Source organism: Streptomyces sp. NPDC048643, from assembly GCF_040650615.1.
GTDB lineage: Bacteria > Actinomycetota > Actinomycetes > Streptomycetales > Streptomycetaceae > Streptomyces.
On record NZ_JBEZHO010000034.1, the window covers coordinates 1 to 12,330 of the forward strand.

At 72.4% G+C, this 12,330-nt stretch carries 11 protein-coding genes; 5 read left to right on the forward strand and 6 right to left on the reverse strand.

The genetic code is table 11. From position 1 onward, the window contains the following. Positions 1-229 precede the first annotated feature (229 nt). Positions 230-1,642 carry an MFS transporter gene (locus AB0C62_RS28010; RefSeq protein ID WP_362977730.1) on the forward strand — a complete coding sequence of 471 codons (1,413 nt, stop codon included), beginning with the start codon at positions 230-232 and terminating at the stop codon, positions 1,640-1,642. Between the two features lie 79 nt (positions 1,643-1,721). On the opposite strand, the gene AB0C62_RS28015 is transcribed toward AB0C62_RS28010, so the two are convergent. Next, positions 1,722-2,207, reverse strand: coding sequence for a DUF2000 domain-containing protein (locus AB0C62_RS28015; RefSeq protein WP_362977732.1), 486 nt, complete (start codon positions 2,205-2,207; stop codon positions 1,722-1,724). Between the two features lie 49 nt (positions 2,208-2,256). Between AB0C62_RS28015 and AB0C62_RS28020 the strand changes: the two genes are divergently transcribed. Continuing rightward, on the forward strand, positions 2,257-3,048 hold the full coding sequence (locus tag AB0C62_RS28020; protein ID WP_362977734.1) for an AraC family transcriptional regulator: 792 nt from the start codon (positions 2,257-2,259) through the stop codon (positions 3,046-3,048). A 37-nt stretch (positions 3,049-3,085) separates the two neighbouring features. Here the strand turns inward: AB0C62_RS28020 and AB0C62_RS28025 are convergent, their stop codons facing one another. The 3 genes from AB0C62_RS28025 to mshA form a co-directional block, all read right to left on the reverse strand. Then, positions 3,086-4,819, reverse strand: coding sequence for a glycosyl hydrolase family 28-related protein (locus tag AB0C62_RS28025; protein WP_362977736.1), 1,734 nt, complete (start codon positions 4,817-4,819; stop codon positions 3,086-3,088). Positions 4,820-4,967: 148 nt separating this feature from the next. Next, positions 4,968-5,459, reverse strand: a complete 492-nt coding sequence (locus tag AB0C62_RS28030; protein ID WP_362977738.1) for a YbjN domain-containing protein — start codon at positions 5,457-5,459, stop codon at positions 4,968-4,970. A 92-nt stretch (positions 5,460-5,551) separates the two neighbouring features. Beyond that, the gene (mshA, locus tag AB0C62_RS28035) at positions 5,552-6,889 is read right to left on the reverse strand and encodes a D-inositol-3-phosphate glycosyltransferase (RefSeq protein WP_362977740.1); all 1,338 of its coding nucleotides are present in this window, start codon (positions 6,887-6,889) and stop codon (positions 5,552-5,554) included. A 345-nt stretch (positions 6,890-7,234) separates the two neighbouring features. Between mshA and AB0C62_RS28040 the strand changes: the two genes are divergently transcribed. From AB0C62_RS28040 to AB0C62_RS28050, 3 genes are all read left to right on the forward strand, one after another. Beyond that, positions 7,235-8,020 (forward strand): class I SAM-dependent methyltransferase, encoded by a 786-nt coding sequence (locus AB0C62_RS28040; protein ID WP_362977884.1) that lies wholly within the window; start codon positions 7,235-7,237, stop codon positions 8,018-8,020. A 207-nt stretch (positions 8,021-8,227) separates the two neighbouring features. Then, positions 8,228-9,337, forward strand: a complete 1,110-nt coding sequence (locus AB0C62_RS28045; protein ID WP_362977742.1) for an NlpC/P60 family protein — start codon at positions 8,228-8,230, stop codon at positions 9,335-9,337. Positions 9,338-9,825: 488 nt separating this feature from the next. Then, positions 9,826-11,157: a fused response regulator/phosphatase gene (locus AB0C62_RS28050; RefSeq protein WP_362977744.1), complete on the forward strand. Its 1,332-nt coding sequence runs from the start codon at positions 9,826-9,828 to the stop codon at positions 11,155-11,157. 83 nt (positions 11,158-11,240) lie between these two features. Here AB0C62_RS28050 and AB0C62_RS28055 read toward each other — a convergent pair whose 3' ends face one another. Then, positions 11,241-11,579: a DUF2516 family protein gene (locus AB0C62_RS28055; protein WP_355879192.1), complete on the reverse strand. Its 339-nt coding sequence runs from the start codon at positions 11,577-11,579 to the stop codon at positions 11,241-11,243. 115 nt (positions 11,580-11,694) lie between these two features. After that, entirely contained in the window at positions 11,695-12,285 is a 591-nt protein-coding gene (locus AB0C62_RS28060; protein ID WP_362977746.1) for a hypothetical protein, read from the reverse strand. Positions 12,286-12,330 lie beyond the last annotated feature (45 nt).

Genomic DNA, 12,330 nt, shown 5'->3' on the forward strand with positions numbered 1-12,330 from the left:
CGCCGGCGGCGTCGGCGGCGAGGTCAACCCCGTCCTGCGCGCCGTCTCCCTGCCCGGCGCGCATCTCGCGCTCTCCTCCCTGCGACTGCCGGGCACCCCGCTTCGCCGTCCCCCGCCCTCCCCGGCGCCCGTCAGTTGACGGCATCTGTTAATCGAGTGGCTCTCCGGGGCCGCCCCCTCGTAAGTTGTGCTCACCGCCAGAGCCGCTTACGTCCGTGGGGGATTTTCCATGCCTGTCGCCGTCGTCAGACGTGCCGTCCGGGAGACCGTCTCCGGTCTCCCCCGCGAGTTCTGGTGGCTGTGGACCAGCACGCTCATCAACCGGCTCGGTGCCTTCGTCGCCACGTTCATGGCCCTGTACCTGACCCTCGACCGGGGCTACTCCGCCTCGTACGCCGGTCTCGTCGCGTCGCTGCACGGCCTCGGCGGGGTCGTCTCCTCGCTCGTCGCCGGCGTCATGACCGACCGGTTCGGGCGCCGCCCCACGCTGCTCGTCGCGCAGGTGTCGACGGCCGGCTCGGTCGCGCTGCTCGGCTTCATGCAGGACCCGGTGGCCATCGCCGCGGTCGCCTTCCTGGTCGGCATGGCCAGCAACGCCTCCCGACCCGCCGTTCAGGCGATGATGGCCGACATCGTCCGGCCCGAGGACCGCGTCCGCGCCTTCTCCCTCAACTACTGGGCCGTCAACCTCGGCTTCGCCGTCTCCTCGATCGGCGCCGGCTTCATCGCCGAGTTCAGCTACCTCGCGGGCTTCCTCATCGAGGCCGGCATGACCCTGGTCTGCGCGTTCGTCGTCTTCGCCAAGCTCCCGGAGTCGAAGCCGGTGCAGGTCGCCAAGGAGACGGCTCCCGCCGTCGGGCTCGGGACCGTGCTGCGCGACGGACGGTTCATGAGCGTCGTGGGCCTGTCGTTCCTCGTGGCGCTCGTGTTCCAGCAGGGCTCGGTCGGGCTGCCGGTCGCGATGGGCGAGGCCGGCTTCACCCCGGCGGACTACGGCACGGCGATGGCGGTCAACGGCGTGATGATCGTCGTGCTCCAGATCCCGGTGACCCGTCTCATCGAGCACCGGGACCCCCGGCGGCTGCTCGTCGTCTCGTCGATCCTCGCCGGGTACGGGTTCGGGCTCACCGCCTTCGCCGGGTCCGTGGGCGTCTACACCCTGACCGTCTGCGTGTGGACCCTCGCCGAGATCGTCAACGCCCCGACGCAGACCGGGCTCGTCGTCCGCCTCTCCCCCGTCCACGGCCGCGGCCGCTACCAGGGCATGTACACCCTCTCCTGGGCGCTCGCCTCGCTCGTCGCCCCCGTGATGTCCGGCCTCGTCATCGACCGTTTCGGCGCCGCCTACCTCTGGGGCCTGTGCGCGGTGGTCGGCACGGTGGCCGGCCTGGGCTACGCCCTGCTCATGCGCCGGCTCCCGACGGAGGACTCGGTCCGGGAGCCCGTGCGGGAATCGCCGGCGCCCGCCGTACGGGACTCCGCACGCGCGTCCGTGCCGCGGCCCCGTTCGACGTCCCTCGCGGGCGAGGTGGTCGTCGAGGTCGTCCCCGCCGCCGTGGGCTGCGGCCCCGCCCTGGAGGCCGCCCCGACCCCCGTACCGGCACCGGCATCCGAACTCCGTACGGAGTCCACCCCGGTCTGAGGACCGGAAAGCGGGTCGTGGGTCGCGGGTCGTGGGTCGTGGGTCGCGACCTCCTCGGGCCGGGACGGACCCGGCCTCCTCACGGATGCATCCGGGCCCCCTTCACCACCTTGTCCACCGCGTTCCGCGGCCCGTGCACCGCGAGGCCCACCAGGTCCAGGTCACCGGTCGGCACGGCCCGTACGGCCGCGCGGTTGTCCCGGTCGTTGCCCGTGGCGAACAGGTCGGACGTGAAGACCGCCCTGGGCAGTGCCCGGGAGAGCGCGCGGCCGTGGGCGGCGGTCAGCGTCTCCTTGGACGCCTCGAAGACCATGACGGGCTGGCGGAACATCGGCAGGTAGGCGACCGCGTCGGCGTCCTCGTAGGGCTCACCGACCACCTCGGGGACGGCCGTGCCCAGGCCACTGACGAGGAAGGCGGTCACGTTGAGCCGCTGCCAGGGCTCCAGGTCGTCGCGCAGGACGACGACGATCTTGGTGTCGAAGCGGACGGGTGCGTCGTCGGAGACGCTCGCGGTGTCCACGGTGTCGGTGTTCACGGTGTTCGTGCTGCTCACGCTGCTCATGCACTGAGACTGCCGACCGGGGCCCGCCGCGGTCTTGTACGTTCTTTGCATGGCCCCGCAGCGGGAGATCTCCGCGTGGCGCCCGGGTGTCCCGGGCGTCGTCGAGGTGTTCCACGCCCACTACACCGAGTACGCGTACCCGATGCACGTGCACGAGGCCTGGACGCTGCTGATCGTCGACGACGGCGCCGTCCGGTACGACCTGGACCGGCACGAGCACGGCACCCCCCACGACACGGTGTCGCTGCTGCCGCCGCACATCCCGCACAACGGCGCGCCGGCCACCGCGGACGGTTTCCGCAAGCGGGTCCTCTACCTCGACAGCTCGCGTCTCGGCGACGACCTCATCGGGCCCGCCGTGGACGGACCCGACCTGGTGGACCCGGTGCTGCGGCGGCGCGTCGGGCAGCTGCACACCGCGCTCGCGCACCCCGGGGACGAATTGGAGGCCGACAGCAGGCTGACGCTGATCGCGGAGCGGCTGCACGGCCGGCTGCGTCCCACCACGGCGGTCGACCTCGCGCGCCCCGACCGGCCGCTCGCGTACCGGTTGCGCGAACTCCTCGACGCGCGCCTCGTCGAGGGGGTCGCCCTGGACGAGGCCGCGCGGCTCGTGCACGCCCATCCCGCCCATCTCGTACGGGCGTTCAGCGGCGCGTTCGGCATCGCCCCGCACCAGTACCTGATGTCCCGCCGGGTGGACCGCGCCCGTCGGCTGCTGCTCGACGGGCGCCCGCCGGGCGAGGTGGCCGCGGCGACCGGTTTCTACGACCAGTCCCATCTCACCCGTCATTTCCGGCGGTTGGTGGGGGTGACCCCGGGGCGGTACGCGCGGTCGTGAACCGGCCGCCGCCCGCCCGAGGAGTCGACCGCCGCCCCTAGAAGCCGCGTTGGGCCTCGTACAGGTTGCGCGGGCGCACGGCGTCCGTCGTCCCGTACAGCTCCAGGCGGGCGTGCAGGTCGCCGGTGAAGTCGGGGACGTCGATCTGGTCGAACTCGGTGACCTCGTTGACGCCGACGGTGGCGCTGTAGGGGGCGAGTCCGTCGATCCTCATCAGGCCGGCGCGGCCGTTGGTGACCCGGATGTTCCAGTGGGTGAAGCGGGCGCCGAAGAGCGGTCCGGCGGAGGCGTCGCCACCGTGCCGGCCGTCGTTGTCCACGGTGATGTCGGTGCGGACGTTGGCGAACGGCAGCCCGCGGTGCGAGTCGAAGGTGCCCATCCGCATGTCACCGCGCGACCAGACGTTGTACGAGGACAGGCCCTCGACGTTGATGCCGTGCAGCTGGGTCCCGGCGGGCGCCGGGACGGTGCGCTCCTCGATGGTGAAGTCCTCGATGAGGTTGTCGTGCGAGCCCTCGCGGCAGAAGTACGGGTGGTGCGAGCCGCGTCCGGCCACCCGGGTGCGGCGCAGGGTGCAGGCGGAGGCGGCGACGAGGCCGAAGCCGTTGTCGACGTGGCGCACGGTGACGTCGTCGACCCAGCAGTCGTAGGCGCACTGGAGGACGACGCCGTTGTAGCCCTTGTCGAGCAGGTGCGGGGACTGCGGTGTCTCCACGGCCTCCAGGGTCAGTCCCTCCACGCCGGAGCCGGTCAGTTCCTCGACGTGGGTGGTCAGCCGGGGGTCCCACTCGGTGCGGACGTCGAGCGGAAGGGGCCGTTCGAGGGTCACCCTGCGGCCCCGCACACGGGCCACGCGGACGGGCCACTCGTAGGGGACGTACGACGTCAGTTTCGTCTTGTCGTCCCAGTAGTACGCCTCCGGGCCGGGGCCGCCGCCCGACATGTGCTCCAGGAGGGTGTGGTCCGCGTCGTCGGCGAGGCGGAGGAGGACGAGGGCGCCCGGGCGCAGCTTCGAGGCGTCCGCGACGGTCACCGTCCAGGAGCCCTGGCGCGCGGGCTCGACGGTGGTGAGGGTCTGCCAGGCGTCGCGCGTGTTGCCGGTCCAGCCCTCGAAGGGCCACGCCTTCGCCCTGATGGCGTCGACGAGGGAGTCCAGGCGGGCGGTGGGTGCCAGCCAGATGAGGCCGCCCGCCCAGGACCAGGAGGACTTGTCGCCGCCGTAGCGGGATCCGTAGGCGCCGATCAGCTCGGTGAGGTTCTTGGTCGCGTACAGCGTCGTACGGCCGCTGCCGGCGCCCCGGAGGACCACGTTCGAGTGACCGATGCGGATCAGGTCGTCGATGCGGTAGGTCCCGGGCGGGATGGTGACCGTGCCACCGCCGGCCCTTCCGGCGGCGGCGATGGCACGGTTGATCGCGGGGGCGCAGTCGGTCGTACCGTCGGCCGCGAAGGCCCCGTGGTCGCGGACGTCGGTCACGACGTGGTGCCGGGGCAGACGTGCCGCTCCGCCGCCGAGACCGGCCCTGCCGACGTACGGGATCTGCGGGTGGGTGAACGGGGAGCGGGTGAACTCGCGCCAGATCGCCGGTACTTCACCGTGCCGTGCCGGGGTGTTCGGCGGACTCCCGGCTGTCGCCGCGGCCTGCCCCGCCGCCGCTGCCGTCCCCGCCGCCGTGCCGGTCACGGCGACGGCCGCCACGGCCGTGGCGCTGCCGAGCAGGGTCCGTCTGGTCATCCCCGCGCGCTCGCTGTTCCGGTGCCTGTCACTCATGCCCGTCCGCCCTTCCATGGTGCTCGTCCGACCCAACCGCTCTTCATGGATGTGAACGACGTTCAGATCTGCGTCGGCGGTGAGCATGCCACGAGGACCCTGCGCACCGGAAGGGGGCGCGCACGGGTCAATGACAGGGCACTGAGCGTCAGTTGGCGGGGCGCTCGGTCAGATGCGTGAACGCGTCCAGGTTGCGGGTCGACTCGCCGCGGGACACCCGCCAGTCGTACTCCTTGCGGATCGCGGAGGCGAAACCGAGCTCCAGGAGGGTGTTGAAGGAGCCGTCGGCGGCTTCGAGGACCGAGCCGAGCAGCCGGTCCACCTCGTCGGGGGTGACGGCGGCCAGCGGCAGCTTGCCGACCAGATAGACGTCACCCAGGGAGTCGACCGCGTAGGAGACCCCGTAGAGCTTGAGGTTGCGCTCCAGGAGCCAGCGGTGCACCGCCGCGTGGTTCTCGTCGGGGTGGCGGACCACGAAGGCGTTCAGCGACAGCGAGTGCTTGCCGACGATCAGCGAGACCGTCGTGGAGAGCTTGCGGGTACCGGGCAGTTTCACCACGTACGAGCCCGCCGCGGGACTCTCCCACTCCAGCTCGGCCTCGGTGAGGACCTGCTCGATGATCGACGCTGCGTCAGCCATGCAGCGAGCGTACGTGACCGCCCCGGACGCAGCTCACCCCCTCCGGGGGCACGACCGCACCCCGGTCACGGGCAGGACGTACGCGGGCCGCCTCAGACGTGGTGGGCCCGCACCCGCCGCCGGTGTTCCTGGGTCGCCGCCGCGTAGACGTCCGCCGTCGCGGCGGCCGCGGTGTCCCAGCCGAACCGCTCCGCGTGCCGGGCCGCCGCGGCGCCCATCCGGTCCGGGAGGGTCGTGTCGTCCGCGAAGTCGCCCAGTACGCGCGCGTAGTCGGCGGGATGGTGACCCGGGACCAGGAAGCCCGTCTCTCCGTGCCGGACGGCCACCGGCAGACCGCCGACCTCGGCGGCGAGCACCGGAGTACCGGCCGCCTGCGCCTCGATGGCGACGAGCCCGAAGGACTCGCTGTAGGAGGGCATCACCAGGACGGACGCGGCCCGGAACCAGTCCGCGAGCTGGTCCTGGTCGACGGGCGGCCGGAACCGCACGACGTCGGCGATGCCCAGCCGCGCGGCGAGCTTCTGGAGCCCTTCGGGCTTGGCGAGCCCGCTGCCGCTCGGTCCGCCGACCACCGGGACGACGATCCTGCGCCGCAGTTCGGGCCGCTCGTCGAGCAGCACGGCGACCGCGCGCAGCAGAACGTCGGGGGCCTTCAGGGGCTGTATGCGGCCCGCGAAGAGGGGGATCAGGGCGTCCTGCGGCAGGCCGAGGCGGGCCCGGGCGGCGGCGCGGCCGTCGGCGGGACGGAAGCGGTCGAGGTTGACGCCGGGGTGCACGACGGCGACGTTGCCGGCCTCGGCCTCGTAGTGGCGCACGAGTTCGTCGGCCTCCTCCGCGGTGTTCGCGATGAGGCGGTCGGCGGCGCGCACGATCTGGGTCTCGCCGATGACGCGGGCGGCGGGCTCGGGGGTGTCGCCCTCGGCGAGCGAGGCGTTCTTGACCTTGGCCATGGTGTGCATGGCGTGGACGAGGGGGGCGCCCCAGCGTTCGGCGGCCAGCCAGCCGACGTGGCCGGAGAGCCAGTAGTGGGAGTGCACGAGGTCGTAGTAGCCGGGACGGTGACCGGCCCACGCCTGCATGACGCCGTGTGTGAAGGCGCACAGCTGGGCGGGGAGGTCCTCCTTGGCGAGGCCTTCGTAGGGGCCCGCGTCGACGTGCCGGACGAGGACGCCGGGGGCCAGCTCGACGCAGGGCGGCAGCGCGGCCGTGGTGGCCCGCGTGAAGATCTCGACCTCGATGTTGATCGCGGCCAGCCGCTGGGCCAGCTCCACGATGTAGACGTTCATGCCGCCCGCGTCGCCGGTGCCGGGCTGGTGCAGGGGCGAGGTGTGCACGGAGAGCATCGCGACGCGTCGGGGCCTGCGGTGCAGCCTGAGCCGCGAGGGCGCCGCCGCCGAGCGACGCCCGAGCCTGCTGACGTACTGGCTCACGTGGCGTTTCCTCCTCGCTGCGGGCATGCAGGTCGGAGGACACAGGGCGCCCTCCAGCAGTGGGAACGCCGGAGGCCTCCGCTCCATTTCCGCTTTGCCGAATCATTACCGCCGGTCGCTCAACCGTTCGATCCGAGAGTGCGTCTGCCCCGCTGCCCGCCGGCTATTCCGTGAGAGCGCCAGCACGCGGTCCTCCACGGTTGTCCACAGGGCTGTGGGGGCCGGCCGGAGGTTGTCCACAGGGCGGAACGGCCCTCGTCGCAGCCGCCTACTCTCGTACGCATGGCAACCCGCGCAACGTCCCACCACCTCTCTCGGCTTCGTTCGAGCGCGGCGACCCCCGTCGTGGGCACGGTGACGCGCGGGACGACGAACCCCAACCGACTGCGGCGCATGGACCGCTGGATCGCCGCGACGCACGGCGCCGAGCTGCGCAGGTCCCCGGACCCCGTCGCGGTCGACCTGGGCTACGGAGCGGCGCCGTGGACCGCGGTCGAGCTGCTGGCCCGGCTGCGCACCGCCGCCCCCCGCACCCGGGTGTTCGGCGTCGAGATCGAGCCGGCCCGCGTCACCGCCGCCCTGCCGTACGAGCGCGAGGGCCTCGCCTTCCGGCACGGCGGCTTCGAGGTCCCGGTGCCGGGCCACCCGTCCCTGATCCGCGCGGCGAACGTGCTCCGTCAGTACGACGAGGAGCAGGTCGCCGAGGTCTGGCGGCGGCTCTGCGCGCGGCTCGCGCCGGCGGGAGAGGGTTCGCGGGGCGGACTGCTCGTCGAGGGCACCTGTGACGAGATCGGCCGCCGGCACGTCTGGGTCGCCCTCGGCCCGGAGGGCCCGCGCACGGTCACGTTCGCCACCCGGCTCGGCTCCCTCGACCGTCCGTCCGACCTGGCCGAGCGGCTGCCCAAGGCCCTCATCCACCGCAATGTCCCGGGCGAGCCCGTGCACGCCTTCCTGCGCGACTTCGACCGCGCCTGGGCCGCCGCCGCACCGTACGCGTCGTACGGCGCCCGGCAGCGCTGGATACGCGCGGTCCGCGACCTGTCGGCCGACTGGCCGCTCGCGGACGGGATCGCGCGCCGCCGACAGGGCGAAGTGACGGTGCGCTGGGAGGCGTTGGCGCCGCGGCTCTGACGCGCCGCGGAACCGTCCCGTCCGCGACCGGACGGGAACGATCTCGATGAGTCGCACGTCACACAGGCCGGGGAACGAGATCGTCATGCCGGGCGGGGCTGGTGGGAAGGGAGTTCTTGCCCGGCTCTGTCGCATTGCGCGCCGACATGGCACGATCCCCGAGGCGTCCGGAAGTTACTGACGGTAAATCAGGTAGGGGGCGGAGCAATGGGATCCGGCAAGCGGAGCCTGACGACGGCGACCCTGTTCCTGGCCTGCGCATGTGCCTGCGCGGTGCTGGCGACACCAGGAGTGGCGTACGCGAGCCCGGCACCGAAACCGACGACCACCGGGACCCCGGCGCCCACACCGACTCCGACGGCGACACCAAAGCCGGTGAGCACCAAGGAGCTTGAGGCGGTCCGCCTGAAGCTCGAAAAGCTCTACCACGACGCGGCCGTCGCCACCGACGCGTACAACGCGGCGGAGGAGAAGACCGAGAAGCAGTCCGCCGAGATCGTCGATCTGGCCCGGGAGATCGTCAAGGGCCAGGCGAAGCTGGACGAGTTGAAGGACCGCGCGGGCGCCGCGGCCCGCGCGCAGTACCGCGGTGGCAGTCTGCCGCCCGAGGCCCGGCTGTGGCTGAGCGACAACCCGCAGGGCTTCCTCGACGGCGCGGGCCGCGTGCGGGCGGGCGAGCACGCGACCAAGGGTCTGCTGGACGAGATGGCGCGCACCCAGCAGGACCTGAAGCAGTACGAGAAGGACGCCTCGGCGCAGTGGAAGAAGCTGGAGGCCAACCGCGAGGCCAGGGCCGAGGCCAAGAAGAGGATCACGAAGCGGATCACCGCCGCCGAGCAGCTGGAGTCCCAGCTGGAGAAGAAGGAGAAGGAGCGGCTGGCGAAGCTGGAGGAGCAGGCCGCGTACCGGGCGCAGTCGGTCTGGCTCGGCTCCGGCGTCCTCGCGGACATCAAGACCAAGGCGTCCGCGGAGGGCAGGAAGGCCGTGAAGTACGCGACGGACCAGATCGGCAAGCCGTATGTGTGGGGTGCCGAGGGACCGGGCTCGTTCGACTGCTCGGGGCTCACCTCGCAGGCCTGGGCCAGCGCCGGCCACCCCATCCCGCGCACCTCGCAGGAGCAGTGGAAGCAGCTCAAGCACGTCGCGGTCGAGGACATGCGCCCCGGCGACCTCGTCATCTACTTCGACGACGCCAGCCACGTCGGGATGTACATCGGCGACGGCGCCATCGTGCACGCCCCCCGGCCCGGCCGGAACGTGACGATCACGGGGGCCGGTTCGATGCAGATCCTGGGCGTCGTACGACCGGACGCGTAGGGCGGCGGAGCCGCGACCCCGGACGACCGGGTGTCACGACGACTCGGCGGGCAGCGGGACGGCGGGGCGCGCCTCGTGGGACGCGGCCGGACGGCTGGGCGACTGGACGACTGGATGCGGGACGCGGCGGAGGCTTGGCGCGGGGTGGGGTGGGTGACGCAGGACACGTGATCTGCCGCACCCGGTGTCCGCGCGCGGCCGCCGCGCACACGGCCCGTCACACACGCCGGTCGCGAGTGACCCACCGCACGTGACCCACCGCACCGTTGCCCCGGTCCCCTGTCCCCGGGGACGTGACCTTCGTCATCCCTGACGGGACCGCGTCCTGTCCAAATGCGGTACGGGATGCGGCATATGACGCTGGCCCTTTGCCGTACGCCGTGCCGCACGCCATTCCGTTGCGGCACCGCCGGGCGCTATGGTCCCCGTCGGTGGGTCGAGGTCCTTCGCCCCACCACGCCCTCGGGGGGAGGGAAGGAACCCAGACGATGCCCGTACCCGTACCGCGGCAGAGAGCGATCCCGGCCGTGGAGAGTGGTCAGGCTCAAGCCGTGTTCTCACCCGGCGGCCCATCCGGAGACACAACCGGCGGCCTCGCCGGGACAGCACCGGCGCCCCGCGCCGCCACGACCCCGGTCGACAGCACCACCAACCTGACCCTCCTGGTCATCGAGGACGACCCGGCGGGTGCGCTCGGCGTGCCCGAAATGCTCGACGCGGCCGGCAGGCCGATCCGGATCCGCACCGCCCGCAACCTCACCGAGGCCGAGCGGCTGCTCACGCATGACGTCCACTGCATCCTGCTCGACCTCGCGCTGCCCGCGCCGGGCCGCGCGACGGACGTCGCGGACGAGCTGGCGACCCTCAAGCACGTCCTGGAGCTCGCGCCCCGGCACGCCGTCCTCGCGCTCACCGCGGCCGGCGACACCGAGACCGGCGCGGAGGCCGTCCGGGTCGGCGCGCAGGACTACCTCTTCCGCGACGAGCTGGACAGCCGGCTGCTGAGCCGCGCGATCCGGTACGCGGTGGAGCGGAAACGTTCCGACAAGGCCGAGCGACGGCTCACCGAGTCCCGGCTGCGCGCCCAGGAGAACGCCCGGCTGGAACGCGGCCTGCTGCCGACCCCGCTGCTGGAGGGCTCCTCGCTGCGGTTCGCCGCGCGCTACCGCCCGGGCCGTTCCCGAGCCCTGCTCGGCGGCGACTTCTACGACACCGTGCGCACGGCCGACGGCACGGTGCACGCCATGATCGGCGACGTCTGCGGGCACGGGCCCGACGAGGCGGCGCTCGGCGTGGAACTGCGCATCGCCTGGCGCGCGCTGACCTTCGCGGGGCTGTGCGGTGACGAACTGCTCTCGACGCTCCAGCAGGTCCTGGAGCACGAGCGGGAGAGCGACGAGATCTTCGCGACGCTGTGCACGGTGGACATCGCGCCGGACGGCCGCCGCGCCGGGCTCTGCCTGGCAGGTCACCCGTCGCCGCTGATCGCCCGCCCGGGCCGGCCCGCGGAGCTGCTGCCGTACGAGAACAACGGCCCCGCGCTCGGTCTGCTGCCGAACGCCCGCTGGCCGCGCATGCAGGTGGAACTGGGCGCCGCGTGGAGCCTGATGCTCTACACCGACGGTCTGATCGAGGGCCACACCGGCGTCGGCAACGAACGCCTGGGCCAGGACGGCATGGTGGACATGGTCCGCCGCCAGCTCGCGCAGGGCCTCGAGGGCGAGGAGCTGCTGCGGGCCGCGGTGAGCGAGGTGCGCGAACTCAACGGCGGGGAGCTGGCGGACGACGTGGCCGTCCTGCTGCTCGACCGGAAACCGTAGCGGGAACGCGGCGCGCGGCGGCGGGGGTGACCCCCGCCGGTGGCTGCCGGCCGCCGGTGTCCGGCGGCGGGGCATGTGGGGCTCTAGCGGCCGCCGTTGTAGGGCCCGTACGGACCGTCGCTGCTGCTTCCGCCGCGGCGGCCGCGGCCTCCTCCGGAGACCTGGCGCAGGGCGGGACGGACGTCGACGAAGAAGACGATCGTGGCGATCAGACCCGCGATCTGCAGGAACAGCATGGGAACCAGCAGGTTCACGGCGACCGTGATGCCGAGGATGATCAGCCAGAACATCTTGTTCTGCTTCTCGGCGGCGCGGTAGGCGTCGTCGCGGGCGACCGCGGCCATCACCAGCGCCACCACGGCGAGCACCAGCATGGCTGTGAAGATCAGCCACATGAGGCCGCCGAATGCCGTCATCAGCACAATGCCCACCACCCGGTTCTAGTCGTCTTTGTCGCCACCGTACCCGGAGAACGGGCCGGGAACTCAGAGAGTGCCCGGCCCGTCCGAGGACGGGCCGGGCACTGACGCCGCTCGCCTACTTGGCGGGCGGAGTGGTCTTCTTGGCGACCGGCTTGCGGGCCGCGGGGGCCTTCTTCGCCGGGGCCTTCTTGGCGGGCGCGGCCTCGGCCACGACCACCGGCTTCGGCTCGGTCTTGATCTCGCCCGGCTCGGCGTTCGGCTCCACCGCGATGGCGAAGTCCTCGATCTCCTCAGCGGCCTCGCCGCGCCAGGTGCGCACGGTCAGCTCGCCGTGCTCGGCGACCTTCTCGTACGTCTCCCGGGCCTTGACGGCGTACTCGGCGGCGACGCCGACCCCGCGCAGGGCGAAGTCCTGGGCGGACTCACCGAGCTTCTTCAGGTCGGTGTCGAGCGAGTTGATGAACTCCGTCACCTTCGTCTGCAGGTTCTCCTGCGCCTCCTTGGCACGGGCGGAGGCCTTCTCCTGCACGGCGTTCGGGTCGAGGTTCTTCACGGTGTCGATGTGCGCCGGAGCCTCGGTGCGGATCTGCTCCACCAGGCCGGGGACCTTCTTCGCCTGCTGCACGGCCAGGTCGGCGGTGCCGGCCAGGAAGTAGAGCGGGGTCGGGTCGGTGGCGGCCTTGCGGATGTCGTCGGTGATGGCCATGACGGTGGTCCTCCCGTGAATCGCTGTCAGCTGAGGGTTTTCGTG